The organism is Cupriavidus sp. USMAA2-4 (assembly GCF_001854305.1).
Taxonomy (GTDB): Bacteria; Pseudomonadota; Gammaproteobacteria; order Burkholderiales; family Burkholderiaceae; genus Cupriavidus; species Cupriavidus malaysiensis.
The window spans coordinates 1,717,133-1,729,449 of sequence record NZ_CP017748.1; the positions used below are offsets into that span (position 1 = coordinate 1,717,133).

At 71.1% G+C, this 12,317-nt stretch carries 10 protein-coding genes; 5 read left to right on the plus strand and 5 right to left on the minus strand.

Translation table 11 applies throughout. The annotated features are described in order from the left end of the window. Positions 1 to 92 precede the first annotated feature (92 nt). The gene (locus tag BKK79_RS07505) at positions 93 to 1,289 is read right to left on the minus strand and encodes a phosphoglycerate kinase (RefSeq protein WP_071011224.1); all 1,197 of its coding nucleotides are present in this window, start codon (positions 1,287 to 1,289) and stop codon (positions 93 to 95) included. A gap of 362 nt (positions 1,290 to 1,651) precedes the next feature. Here BKK79_RS07505 and BKK79_RS07510 point away from each other — a divergent pair, with 362 nt between their 5' ends. Both BKK79_RS07510 and BKK79_RS07515 read left to right on the plus strand, forming a co-directional pair. Next, the gene (locus tag BKK79_RS07510; RefSeq protein WP_071038458.1) at positions 1,652 to 2,758 is read left to right on the plus strand and encodes a helix-turn-helix transcriptional regulator; all 1,107 of its coding nucleotides are present in this window, start codon (positions 1,652 to 1,654) and stop codon (positions 2,756 to 2,758) included. Between the two features lie 53 nt (positions 2,759 to 2,811). Continuing rightward, the gene (locus BKK79_RS07515; RefSeq protein WP_071037468.1) at positions 2,812 to 3,939 is read left to right on the plus strand and encodes a helix-turn-helix transcriptional regulator; all 1,128 of its coding nucleotides are present in this window, start codon (positions 2,812 to 2,814) and stop codon (positions 3,937 to 3,939) included. Positions 3,940 to 4,001: 62 nt separating this feature from the next. Here the strand turns inward: BKK79_RS07515 and BKK79_RS07520 are convergent, their stop codons facing one another. The 4 genes from BKK79_RS07520 to BKK79_RS07535 form a co-directional block, all read right to left on the minus strand. Next, the gene (locus BKK79_RS07520; RefSeq protein ID WP_071011220.1) at positions 4,002 to 4,325 is read right to left on the minus strand and encodes an AzlD domain-containing protein; all 324 of its coding nucleotides are present in this window, start codon (positions 4,323 to 4,325) and stop codon (positions 4,002 to 4,004) included. Next, positions 4,322 to 5,116, minus strand: coding sequence for an AzlC family ABC transporter permease (locus tag BKK79_RS07525; protein WP_071011218.1), 795 nt, complete (start codon positions 5,114 to 5,116; stop codon positions 4,322 to 4,324). Before BKK79_RS07525 ends, BKK79_RS07520 begins: the two co-directional genes overlap by 4 nt. A gap of 294 nt (positions 5,117 to 5,410) precedes the next feature. Beyond that, positions 5,411 to 6,424, minus strand: a complete 1,014-nt coding sequence (locus BKK79_RS07530) for a Bug family tripartite tricarboxylate transporter substrate binding protein (protein ID WP_442873252.1) — start codon at positions 6,422 to 6,424, stop codon at positions 5,411 to 5,413. A 458-nt stretch (positions 6,425 to 6,882) separates the two neighbouring features. Continuing rightward, positions 6,883 to 9,888 carry a DEAD/DEAH box helicase gene (locus BKK79_RS07535; protein ID WP_071037470.1) on the minus strand — a complete coding sequence of 1,002 codons (3,006 nt, stop codon included), beginning with the start codon at positions 9,886 to 9,888 and terminating at the stop codon, positions 6,883 to 6,885. Positions 9,889 to 10,379: 491 nt separating this feature from the next. Between BKK79_RS07535 and BKK79_RS07540 the strand changes: the two genes are divergently transcribed. The 3 genes from BKK79_RS07540 to BKK79_RS07550 all read left to right on the plus strand — a co-directional run bounded on the left by BKK79_RS07540 (position 10,380) and on the right by BKK79_RS07550 (position 12,206). Further along, positions 10,380 to 10,574 (plus strand): zinc-finger domain-containing protein, encoded by a 195-nt coding sequence (locus BKK79_RS07540; protein WP_071011215.1) that lies wholly within the window; start codon positions 10,380 to 10,382, stop codon positions 10,572 to 10,574. A 124-nt stretch (positions 10,575 to 10,698) separates the two neighbouring features. Next, a complete protein-coding gene (waaF, locus tag BKK79_RS07545; RefSeq protein WP_071011213.1) occupies positions 10,699 to 11,721 on the plus strand; it encodes a lipopolysaccharide heptosyltransferase II in 1,023 nt (340 codons plus the stop codon). A 41-nt stretch (positions 11,722 to 11,762) separates the two neighbouring features. Continuing rightward, a complete protein-coding gene (locus BKK79_RS07550) occupies positions 11,763 to 12,206 on the plus strand; it encodes a YybH family protein (RefSeq protein WP_071011211.1) in 444 nt (147 codons plus the stop codon). Positions 12,207 to 12,317 lie beyond the last annotated feature (111 nt).

A 12,317-nucleotide genomic window follows, 5' to 3' on the forward strand; every position in this document is an offset into this window, starting at 1 on the left:
TTCCGGGTTTCCGTGGAAGAGGCGGCGCGCCCGCGGGCCCGCGGGACCCGTGCGGCGCGCCAGGGACGCCGCTCGGCGCCCCGGCGTCGGGCTCAGCCCGCCGCGCGTTGCTCCAGCACCTCGAAAGCGGGCAGCTTCTTGCCTTCCAGGAACTCGAGGAAGGCGCCACCGCCGGTGGAGATGTAGCCCACGCGGTCGGCGATGTTGTACTTGGCGATGGCGGCCAGGGTGTCGCCGCCGCCGGCGATCGAGAAGGCCTTGGAATCGGCGATGGCCTGGGCCAGCACCTTGGTGCCGTTGCCGAACTGGTCGAACTCGAACACGCCGACCGGGCCGTTCCACACGACGGTACCGGCGGCCTTGAGCTGCTCGGCCAGCTGCGCGGCCGTCTTGGGGCCGATGTCCAGGATCATGTCGTCGTCGGCCACGTCCTTGACGTCCTTGACGGTGGCCGTCGCAGTGGCGCTGAACTCCTTGGCGCAGACCACGTCGACCGGGATCGGCACCGAGGCGCCACGCGCGCTCATCACGTCCATGATGGCGCGTGCCTCGGCCACCAGGTCGGCCTCGGCCAGCGACTTGCCGATGTTCAGGCCGGCGGCCAGCATGAAGGTGTTGGCGATGCCGCCGCCGACGATCATCTGGTCGACCTTGTCGGCCAGCGACTTGAGGATGGTCAGCTTGGTCGACACCTTGGAGCCGGCCACGATGGCCACCAGCGGGCGGGCCGGCTGGCCCAGCGCGCGGCCCAGCGCGTCGATCTCGGCGGCCAGCAGCGGGCCCGCGCAGGCCACCGGCGCGTACTTGGCGATGCCGTGCGTGGTGGCTTCGGCGCGGTGCGCGGTGCCGAAGGCGTCGTTGACGTAGACGTCGCACAGCTTGGCCATCTTCTGCGCCAGCTCGTCGCTGTTCTTCTTCTCGCCCTTGTTGACGCGGCAGTTCTCCAGCAGCACCACCTGGCCGGGCGCGACCTGCACGCCGTCGACCCAGTTCTGCACCAGCGGCACCTCGCGGCCCAGCAGCTCGGACAGGCGCGCGGCGATCGGCGCCAGGGAGTCCTCGGGCTTGAACTCGCCTTCGGTCGGGCGGCCCAGGTGCGAAGTGACCATGACGGCTGCGCCGGCCTTCAGGCAGGCCTCGATGGCCGGCACCGAGGCGCGGATGCGCGTGTCTTCCGTGATGTTGCCTGCGTCGTCCTGCGGCACGTTCAGGTCGGCGCGGATGAAGACACGCTTGCCGGAGAGTTTGCCTTGGGAAATGAGATCGGAAAGACGCAGGACAGTGGACATATCAGTTTCGAGAAAGACGGAAACGGAAAAATGGGAGAGAAATCGCGGGAATCCGGCATTTTACCCGAACGAGCCCCCTGATTCGCGGATTCCTGGGGTGCCCCTCGCAGTAAAGTGCTACCCACATCACAACCGAGGCAGTTACGCTTTCAATCTCAACCTGCCTACCCTTCCTAAGAAGGGTTACCAATTCGAGCATCCCCACGGTCGTTGGGATAATGTAATTAACGTCTGCATATAGGTACAGGCAGATCCGCAAGCCCTCACAGAAGGGCTGCACTCATGACCAAGAATATTCCGGTCAAGTCGCGACACAACTCGAAGATTCCCAGCGCGACTGCCATTGGCACAAGGGGTTGATGATGACTGAGCCGGACATGCACGCGGCCATCCGCGGCCTGTACGACGGCATTCTGGAGCCGGATGCGTGGCAGGCGAGCCTGCGCATCCTGAGCGGCATGGCCGGCAGCGCCCATGCCTCGATGCTGGTGTACGACACGGTACACGACCAGGTCACCCTGGGCGAGACGCACAACCCCGTGCGCGAGTTGCACGAGCGCTACGAGCGGCAGTACCAGGCGATCGATCCCGCCAAGGAATTCGCCGCACGGCTGGGCGTCGGCGACTGGTACGTGGACGCGCGCGACCTAGGCGAAGGCGCGATGGCGCGGCATCCGTTCTACCAGGAGTTCTTCCACACCTTCGATCTGCGCTCCTATGCGGCCTGCCTGGTCGAACGCCAGCCGCACTACGAGGTGTATTTCTCGCTGCAACGCGCCTTCCCGCGGCCGGCCTGGCGGCCCGAGGATGCCCGCGCGCTGGATTGGATCATCCCGCATATGCGCAGCGCCATGCGCCTGCGCGACCGCACCGCCGAGGTCGCCTCGCTGGCCGGCATGGCCGACGCGGTGCTGGAGCGCCTCGCCTTCGGGGTGGTCGTCTACTCGCCCGCCCAGCGCGTGCTGTTGTGCAATCGCATCGGCGAGCGCTGGGCGCGCCGGCTCGATCCGGCCGGCAAGGTCTCGGACTGGAAGCTGACCCGCCCCTTTCACGCCATGCTGCGCGCGGCCTGCGACCCTGCCGCGCCCGTCGCGGCCCAGGCCGCGCTGGCCACCGACGGCGCAGGCAACGATGCCCAGGTGATCGTACTGCCGCTGGCGCCCTCGCACCGGCTCGCCAGCGCCTGGCAGAAGCCCGCCGCGCTGGCGGTGGTGCATGAGCGCGGCGGCGCCCCGCCGCTGCTGCCAGACGTGCTGCGCAGCCTGTACGGGCTGACGCCGGCCGAGACCCGCCTGGCCTGCGAACTCGCCACCGGCAAAGGGTTGCCGGAGGCCGCCGCGCGCCTGCACATCCGGCACGAGACCGCGCGCTCGCAGCTCAAGGCCATCTTCCAGAAGACGGGAACCGGCTCGCAAGCGCTGCTGGCCCATCTGCTGGCCCAGCTTGCCGCCGCCCTGGCGCAGGCTTGAACTCCCGCCGGGTGCCAGCGGCCCCGGCGCACCGTGACGAGGTGCCCGGCAGCATGGACCACCGCGACAAGTACGAGACCGAAATGCACGAGACGATCCGCGGCCTCTACCAGGGCATCGTCGAACCCGATGCCTGGCAGCGCAGCCTGGCCGCGCTGTGCCGCGCCACCGACAGCGCGTACGGCTCGCTGGTGGTGCTCGACACCATCCACGACCGCTTCACCGTCAACCAGGTCGTCAACCCGGTGCCGGAAGCGGCGGCCGCCTATCACCGGGACTTCGAGCCGGTGGACCCGGCCCATCGCTTCACCGCTGAACTGAATGCGGGCGACTGGTACGTCGACACGCGCGAGCTGGGCGGCCACCACGCGATGTACCGCCTGCCCTTCTATGGCGAATTCATCCGTGCCTACGGCATGTCCTCGGTGGCCGGCTGCCTGGTGGAACGGCGCCCCGACTACGATGTCTTCCTCGCGTTGCAGCGCGCCGCCGGCCGCGACAGCTACCTGCCGCACGAAGTCCAGGGGATCGACTGGGCCATTCCCCACCTGCGCCAGGCCATCGCCCTGCGCGAGCATGCCCAGGCCTGCCTGGCCATGAGCGCGCTGTCGGCCACGCTGCTCGACCAGTTCGCCTTTGCCGTGCTGGTACTGCTGCCCGACGGCCGGCTGCTGATGGGCAACCGCCAGGGGAAGGACTGGCTGCGCCGGCTGCTGCCGGCAGCCGGCCGCACCACGGCATGGACCCTGTCGCGTTCCTTCCACGAGATGCTGCAGGCCGCTTGCGACCCGGCTGCGCCGATCCCGGCGCGCGGCGCCCGCGCCCGCGCGGCCGACGGCTGCGAGGCCAGCGTGGTGGTGGTGCCGCTGCCGCCCCAGCACCGGCTCGCCCAGGACTGGCAGCAACCGGCGGCGCTGGTCATGGTGCATGAGGTCAAGGAGGTGCCGCCGCTGCTCGGCAGCCTGCTGCGCGACCTCTACGGCCTGACCCCGGCCGAGATCCGGCTGGCCACGGCGCTGGCGGGCGGTGCCGGCCTGCCGGAGGCCTGCGCCCGCCTGGGCATCCACCGCGAGACCAGCCGCTCGCAGCTCAAGAGCATCTTCCAGAAGACCGGCACCGGCACGCAGGCGCGGCTGGCCCACCTGCTGACGCAGCTCGGCGCGGCGCTGGTCGACGCCTGACCACCGGCGCAGGCGGCCGTCAGTCGTTTGTCATCGGCCGCCGATCATTGATCGGCCGTCGATCAGCCGAACAGGCGCAGGCCGGTGTAGACGGCCATGCCGGCCACGATCATGCCGATCATGCTGCGCGTCACCAGGTAGAAGGCGGTGGCGGCGATGCCGGCCAGCAGCTTGAGGTTGTCCATCGCCAGCGTGAAGTGGCCCTGCCAGGTCAGCAGGTCCGGCAGCACGATGGCCACCAGGGCCGCCGCCGGCGCGTAGCGCAGCGCACGCTGCAGGCGGTCCGGCACCGTCACGCGCTCGCCCGCGATCAGGAAGAAGGCGCGCGTGACGATAGTCACCACGGCCATGCCGACCAGCGCGATCCAGATCTCGAGATGGCTCATGCGCGGTCTCCGGCGTCGCTGCCGGCGCGGCGGCGGCGCAGCCCGCGCAGCGTGGCGCGCGCGGCGAACTCGTCGCTGGCCATGCCGGCGGCGAGCGCGCCGCAGACGGCCACCACCAGTCCCAGGCGGTACGGCAGGTCGAAGCACAGCAGCGCCAGCACGGCCGAGACCGCGACCGCCAGCAGCGTGGAGCGGGTCTGGATGGTGGCCACCATGACCGGGATCAGGGCCAGCGTGCCGGCCACGGCCAGCCCCCAGGCATCGGGCACGAGGCTGGCCAGCAGGATGCCGGCGATCGAGGAGGTCTGCCAGGCCAGGAAATTGGTCAGCGCCATGCCCCAGAAATAGCCTTCCTTGCCCGGCTCGTAGCCCGGCTCGCTGTAGCGGCGCATGAAGTAGACGAAATGCAGGTCGCCGTTGAACGAGCCCAGCAGCGTGCGCCGCCACAGCGGCAGGTAGCTGAAGTGAGGCTGCAGCGCCGCGCTGAAGATCACGAAGCGCAGGTTGATCACGGCCGCCGTCATCCACACGGTCCACAGCGGCATGCCGGCCGCGAACAGCGGCAGCACGGCGAGCTGGGCCGAGCCCGCGTAGACCAGCAGCGACATGCCGATGGCCTCGGGTACCGTCATCACCGATTTGCTCATGGCGATACCGGTGACCAGCCCCCAGGAAAAGGTGGCCGGCAACGACGCCGCGAAATAGCGGGCACCGTCGACGAAGGCGGAACGCTCGGCGGGCGCAATGCGGTGCCAGGGCCGCAACAGGGCCTGGCGCAATCGGAGGATCATGGCAGAGGGCGCGAGACAGCACGACCGGATGGCTGGCGCCGCCGCGCGGCCGGGAAGGCCGCAGCGGCTGGCAAGGCCGGTCGGGGGGACGTCGCCCGCCGGACGGCGGACGCGTCACCATTATAGGGCCAGGGCCGGCCCTGCTAAGCACCCGCTTAAGAAATTATTGCGAAAACATCACATTCGACAAGGCGCCTGTGTGCCATGCCATGGCGCCCTGCCCGGACCGCCGCGGATCGCGGCGGATCACCGGACCCGCCCTCGCCCCCGGGCAGGCGATGCCGGCCCGCGCGCTTAGTCGATGGAGGCGCCGACCGACTTGACCACGCCGGCCCACTTCTGGCGGTCGGCCTTGACGGTGGCACGGAACTGCTCAGGCGTCTCGATGCGCGGGGTATTGCCGGCGTCGACCAGTTTCTGGCGCACGGCCGGGTCCTCCAGCGCCACCTTGACCGCCTCGCTGACCTTCTGCACCACCTTCGGATCCAGTCCCTTGGGGCCGAAGAAGCCGAACCAGATCGCGCTGTTGAAGCCGGGCAGCCCGCTCTCCGCCACGGTCGGCACCTCGGGAATGGCCGGCACGCGCCGCGCGGTGCTGACGCCGAGCAGGCGCACCTTGCCGGCGCGGTACTGCGGCAGCACGCTCTGCACCTGGTTGAAGATGCAGCAGACCTCGCCCTTGAGCACGGCCTGCAGCGCGTCGGGGCCGCCCTTGTAGGGCACGTGCACCATGTCCAGGCCGGCGCGCGCGTTGAACTCGGCGAAGGCCAGGTGGGTGCCGGTGCCATTGCCGGTCGAGGCGAAGTTGTACTTGCCGGGGTTGGCCTTGACCTTCTCGATGAATTCCTTGACCGACTTCACGTCGATCACGGCCGGATTGATGGTCAGCACATTGGACACTTCCACCAGCGGCGCGATCGGGGTGAAGTCCTTGTCCGCGTCGAAGGCCAGGTGCTTGTACAGGGCCGGATTGATGCCATGGGTGGCCGCCGTGCCGAGCAGCAGCGTGTAGCCGTCGGGCCTGGCATGGGCCACCACTTCCGAGGCCACGTTGCCGCCCGCGCCCGGGCGGTAGTCGAAGATGATCGTCGTCTTCAGCGTCTTCTGCAGCGACTCCTGCAGCGTGCGCCCGACCATGTCCACGCCGGAGCCCGCGGTGAAGCCGGTCAGGATGGTGACCGGCTGGGCGGGCCATTGCGCCGCCCGCGCCGGAGCCGGCGCCAGGGCGAGCGGCAGGGCAAGCGACAAGGCAGCCGGCACGGCGGCCAGCAGGGCGAGCGGGGAATACAGGCGGGAAGCGGAACGGATCATGTCGGGGGCAGCCTGGCTGAGTGGATCGTGTGATGCGTGGATCGTGTGATGCGGTATTCGGTCGGGCCGTGTCGATGCCGGTGCGCCCAGGCTCGTCGGCGCGCAAGCGCGCTTCCTGGCGTACCGCTCCGACCGGCTGTCTTGTCGTGGCTCGTCGTGGCTCGTCGTGGCTCGTCGTGGCTCGTCGTGGCTCGTCGTGGCTCGTCGTGGCGTCTGCTGATGCGGCCCGCCGCGCAGCGGGCCGAAGGCAGCAAGATACCAACGATCGGGCACATTACCAACGATGCATATCGCTTGAAGGTATGCCGGCGGGGCATAAGCGCCCCTTGCTGCACTGGAACGGGGCGGCATGGCCAGCGCTCCCTTGGTGTCACGCAAGCCACGGGCCAGCCGTGCCGGGCCTCTGTGCCAGGAATCGCCACACCGCGCCCACCCTGGCGCCACCACGCCCCCCCTCAGCGCCGCAGCAGCATCACCAGTTCGTCCACGTCCGGCAGCGGCGCCGCCGCGCCCTCGCCCGCCGCCAGGATGCCGTCGGCCAGTTCGCGCTTGCCCTGGTGCAGGGCGACGATGCCCTCCTCCACCGTGCCGGCGCCGATCAGCCGGTAAACCGTCACCGGGCGTTGCTGGCCGATGCGGTGGGCGCGCCCCATGGCCTGGTCCTCGGCGGCCGGGTTCCACCACGGGTCGGTGATGATCACGTAGTCGGCCGCGGTCAGGTTCAGGCCGAAGCCGCCCGCCTTCAGGCTGATCAGGAAGCAGTCGCCCTCGCCCGCCTGGAAGGCGGCCACGCGCCGGGTGCGCTCCGCCGCGGGGGTGGCCCCGTCGAGGTACTGCCAGCGCAGCCCGGCCTCGTCGAGCGCGGCGCGCAGCAGTTGCAGGAAATCGACGAACTGGCTGAACACCAGCGCGCGGTGGCCGGCGGCGGCCAGTTCCTGCGCCAGCGCGACGAAGGCACGCACCTTGGCGCCCGGCCGTTCGAGCTCGGGCGTGACCAGCCGGGCATCGCAGGCGGCACGCCGCATGCGCGTCAGCTGGGCCAGCACGTGCAGGCGCGCCTCGGCTTCGCTTGCGGCGGCGCCGGCCGCCGGCGCCGCAGTGCCGCCGGCCGCGGACGGCGCACCCGGGCGCCTGGCCCGGGCCGCGGCGCGCAGCGCCTGCTCGGCGGCCGTCTCGGCCTGGCGGCGCAGCGCCTCGTAGTGGGCGGCCTCGAGCGGATCGGGCTCGATGCGCAGCACCCGTTCGGTGCGTGCCGGCAGCTCCTCCAGCACTTCGGCCTTGGTCCGGCGCAGCACGAAGGGGGCGATCATGCGGCGCAGGCGCAGGCGCGGCTCGCGCGCGCCGGCCTGTTCGATCGGCGCGGCGAAGTGTTCGTTGAATCGCACCAGCGAGCCCAGCAGGCCCGGATTGCAGAAGCGCATCACCGACCACAGCTCGGCCAGGCGGTTTTCCAGCGGCGTGCCGCTCAGCACCAGGCGGAAATCGGCCCGCAGCGCGAACATGGCCTGGGCGCGCTTGGCGCCGGCGTTCTTGAAGGACTGGGCCTCGTCGGCCACCACGGTATGCCAGGCCTGCGCGCAGAAGTCGGCGCGCGCCTGCTGCAGCAGGGTGTAGGAGACCACCACCAGGTCACCCGCGCCGGCCTGCGCCAGCACCGCCTGGCGGCCGTCGCCGGCGTAGTCGTGCACGCGCAGCGAGGGGGCGAAGCGGCGCGCCTCCTCCAGCCAGTTGCCGCATACCGAGGTCGGCGCCACCACCAGGGCCGCGCCGCCGCCGGCGCGTGCCACCAGTACGGCCAGCGCCTGCACGGTCTTGCCCAGGCCCATGTCGTCGGCCAGGCAGGCGCCGAAGCCGGCCTGCGCCAGTTGCATGGCCCAGCGGTAGCCGTCCTGCTGGTAGGGGCGCAGCTCGGCCGCCAGCGTGGCCGGCAGCGGCGCCGGTGCCGCCGCGCGCGCCTGGCGCAGGCGCGCCACGCGCTCACGGAAATGACGGTCGGGGTCGATGCCGGCACCGGCCAGCACGTCATCGAGCCAGGGCGCGGCCATGGCGGGCACGCGCAGGCCGCCGTCGCGGGCGGCCGGGGCGGCGACCGCGGCCAGGTCGCGCAGGCGGCCGCGCAGTTCGCGCGTGAGCGCCACGTAGAGACCGTCGCCCATCGGCACGAAGCGCCCGGGATGGCCGGCGGCCCAGGCCAGCAGGCGTTCCAGTTCGAGCACCATGCCCTCGGCCACGGTCAGCTCGCCGGCCAGCTTGAACCATTCGCCGGCAGCCGCCACGCGCACCGCCAGCTGCGGCAGGCCCGCGCCCAGCACCCGCATGGCGCGGCCCTTGGGCCATTCCAGCGCCTGCACGCCGGCCAGCCCGGGCAACTGCTCCAGCACGGCCAGCGCGATCTCGGGATCGTCCAGCGTCCACTGCAGCTCGCCATCGTCCGACGCCAGCGGCACCAGCTCGGGCAGCGCGTGGAAGCACTCGGCGACATGGGCCTGCTCGGCGGCGAGGTCGCGCCGCGTCGCGCGCGTCTCGCCCTGGATGGTGGCCAGCAGGCGTTCGCGGCCGGCACCCGGCGCCAGGCGGGGGCCAAGCGGCCCCAGCGGCGTGACCACCAGGCGCAAGGCCACGCCGCGGCCGTGCGGCGCCAGTTCGGCGCGCAGCCGGTGCTCGGGCGCCACTTCGAAGGCCAGGCCACCTTGGTCGGCCTGCACCTGGAAGTGCGCGGCAAGCGCGCGCAACGCGCCGTCCAGTTCGGCCTGGGCCTCGAGCGGCACCGGCAGCCCCCGCGCCAGCACGCGCCCGGCGGCGAGCTGGGCCGGCGTATGGCGGACCACGCGCAATCGCTGCGGCCCGTCGCGTACCACGGTGATCTGGCGCAGCGTCTCCGCTTCCTGGCGCGCCGCCGCGTCGAGATAGCCTTCCAGCAGGCGCGATTCGCGTACCGGCGGCCAGGCCCGCAGCAGGTAGTGCCCGGGTTCGCGTACCACCTCCAGCACCGGCTCGCCGGCCTCCACCGCCAGCGGCTGCTCGGGACGGCCTGCCAGCACCACGCCGGGATGCCCGATCAGCGCCAGCATGGCGGCCGCGCGGTCCAGCACGAAGCGCCGCCCGTAGCCGCGCGCCGGCCGGATCGCGCGCGCCACGCGCGCGTCGTCCGGGCCCAGGCTCTCGCTTTCGGCCAGCCGCGCCAGCGCCACCGGCCGCGGCTTGCCCCAGCCGCGCGCGCCCTGGCTCTGTTCGAGCGGCTCGATGGCGGCCACCGCCCCGTCCGGCTCCAGGCTCACCATCCACAGCAGGCGGGTGCGGGGCGCGCCGCCGGCCGCGTCTTCCGGGGCGGCGCCCGGCTCGCCGGCCAGCGCGCGCAGTGCCTGCAGCGCCTCGCGCCAGTCATCGGTCCGTGCCGTGCCCGCGCCGGGATCGGACGACGGGTCCGGCGTCAGCGCGGAAGGTGGCCGGGATGCGGACATGGGTGCTGGCAACAGGGAAAGAGGGTCAAGAAGAAGGTCAAGAAAAACCGAAGGGCAAGATGAGCGGAATAAACGTAAGCGAAATGAACGGAAAGACCGGCGGGCGCGACGCGGGGGGAGTCCGGACGCCCCGGCGGTGCCGTCCCGCGCACGCGCGAGAGACGCAAGCGGCACGGCAACCGACCGCTGATTCTAGCCCGGCGCGCCCGCGTGCGTTGGCACCTCGGTTCCCGCGGCTTACAATGTGGGTTTTGCAGCTTTTACGGCGTGCGGGAGAAGACCATGTCGATGGCGGCTCCCGCCGGCAGGATCCGGATGGACGGCAAGCTGATCGACTGGCGCAGCGCCAACGGTTGCCGGACTCCCCTCCTCTGCCGGGCATCTTCTGCGCGGCCGTGGGCAGCACCGACGAACGCAACAAGCACTGGCTCACCCAGGTCTGATCCCGGACCGGCCAGCCGACGACGAACAACACCCCTCCCTGCAACACCATGACGCAAACCGCCAGCACCATCGAGATCGGCGCAGAAGACATTCCGCTGCATTGCCCCACCAGCAAGACCCCGGCGTGGAACTACCATCCGCGCGTCTTCCTCGACGTGGCCGACACGGGTGAAGTCAAGTGCCCCTACTGCGGCACCGTGTACAAGCTCAAGCCCGGCACCGTACTGAAGGGCCACCACTGACCGCATCCCGCCCCCGCCCGGCGCACGTACCCCGCCCCCTTCCCCGACGCGCCCGCGGGCGCGCCGGGGTATCGGTGCTGGCGGCGCGCGTGCCGGGCGCCGGCCGGCCTGCCGCCCCCCGCTCATGAAGAAAGCCCTCGTCATCGCCCCGAACTGGATCGGCGACGCGCTGATGGCGCAGCCGCTGTTCGCGCTGCTCAAGGCTCGGCATCCGCGCATGCAGATCGATGCGCTGGCACCCAAATGGGTGGCCCCGGTGCTCGCCCGCATGCCCGAGATCGGCAAGGTCTTTCCCACCGACCTCGCACACGGCAAGCTGCAGCTCTCCGCGCGCCTGCTGTTCGCCCAGCAGCTCAAGAACGAAGGCTATGACGCGGCCTACGTGCTGCCCAATTCCTTCAAGTCGGCGCTGATCCCCTGGATGGCCGGCATTCCGCTGCGCATCGGCTATCGTGGCGAAGCGCGCTTCGGCCTGCTCAACATCCGCCACGCCAACCCGCCGCGCGACCAGCGCCCTCCGATGGTGGAGCACTACGCCCGGCTGGCGCTCAAGCCCGGCGCGCGGCTGCCCGAAGCACTGCCCGAGCCGCGCCTGCGCATCGACCCGCAGCGCGTGGCCGCCACCGCGCAGCGCTTCGGCATTCCGCCGCAGACGCGCCTGATCGCCTTCTGCCCGGGTGCCGAATACGGCCCGGCCAAGCGCTGGCCGGCCGCGCACTTCGCCGAACTCGCACAGATGCTGCGGCGCTCCTTCCCCTACGCGCAGATGATCACGCTGGGCTCGGGCAAGGATGCCGAGATCGCCGCCGAGATCGTGCAGGGCGCGCCCTTCGTGCGCAACCTGTGCGGCCAGACCTCGCTCGACGACGCTGTCGACCTGCTCGCCCTGTCCGAGGCCGCGGTCTGCAACGACTCCGGGCTGATGCACGTCACCGCCGCCCTGAACCGGCCCCAGGTGGCCGTGTTCGGCTCCAGCGACCCGCGCCATACGCCCCCGCTGTCGCAGGCTGCTAGTATCATGTGGCTCCAGTTGGAATGCAGCCCATGCTTCAAGCGCGAGTGTCCCCTCGGCCACCTGCGCTGCCTGAAGGACATCCAGCCCGAGATGGTGTTCGTCGAGCTGCGCAAGCTGCTGCAGCAGCCCTGAGCCCGGACCCCACCGGATCGATTCCCAGACCATCGCCACCCATGCCCCGCTTCGCCCGCCTGTTCGATTCCGCCGAAGACATCGTCGAGGCCTACCGCGACGCCCTCAAGCTGCGCGACGCCGAAGGCGCGCTGCGGCTCTGGCTCGACGAGGACTCCATCACCTGCGTGATGCCCGACGGCCACCGCCTGATCGGCCATGAACAGCTGCGCCAGGCCTACGCGCAGCTGCTGGAGGAGCAACCGGTGCTGGTCGACGTGATCGAGGCCAGCAGCCATGCCTCGCTGGGCGTCTCCATCTTCGACGTGACCGAGGCGCTGCGCTTCGGCGGCGACCGCGTCGAGGCCGACCTCTACGTGCATACCACCTACGTGCTGATGCAGAACCACGAAGGCTGGCGCATCGCCCACATCCACTGCAGCCCGGCCAATGCGGCCCAGCTCGCCGGCGCCAGCAGCGCCGTGCCGGGCCAGGCGCTGCACTGAAACGGGAGGGCTGCCCGGCGCTCCGCCACGGCAGCCCTGCAGGCATGCGGCATCCGACCTTCACCAGCCCCCCGGCGCCGGCCGCCCCCGCCGAGGCCGAGACCGAGGCTG

What these genes read in the sequence shown, in the direction of transcription:
- BKK79_RS07505 (WP_071011224.1), bottom strand. Translation starts at nt 1,289, where the DNA reads ATGTCCACTGTCCTGCGTCTTTCCGATCTCATTTCCCAAGGCAAACTC.
- BKK79_RS07510 (WP_071038458.1), top strand. Translation starts at nt 1,652, where the DNA reads ATGACTGAGCCGGACATGCACGCGGCCATCCGCGGCCTGTACGACGGC.
- BKK79_RS07515 (WP_071037468.1), top strand. Translation starts at nt 2,812, where the DNA reads ATGGACCACCGCGACAAGTACGAGACCGAAATGCACGAGACGATCCGC.
- BKK79_RS07520 (WP_071011220.1), bottom strand. Translation starts at nt 4,325, where the DNA reads ATGAGCCATCTCGAGATCTGGATCGCGCTGGTCGGCATGGCCGTGGTG.
- BKK79_RS07525 (WP_071011218.1), bottom strand. Translation starts at nt 5,116, where the DNA reads ATGATCCTCCGATTGCGCCAGGCCCTGTTGCGGCCCTGGCACCGCATT.
- BKK79_RS07535 (WP_071037470.1), bottom strand. Translation starts at nt 9,888, where the DNA reads ATGTCCGCATCCCGGCCACCTTCCGCGCTGACGCCGGACCCGTCGTCC.
- BKK79_RS07540 (WP_071011215.1), top strand. Translation starts at nt 10,380, where the DNA reads ATGACGCAAACCGCCAGCACCATCGAGATCGGCGCAGAAGACATTCCG.
- waaF (WP_071011213.1), top strand. Translation starts at nt 10,699, where the DNA reads ATGAAGAAAGCCCTCGTCATCGCCCCGAACTGGATCGGCGACGCGCTG.
- BKK79_RS07550 (WP_071011211.1), top strand. Translation starts at nt 11,763, where the DNA reads ATGCCCCGCTTCGCCCGCCTGTTCGATTCCGCCGAAGACATCGTCGAG.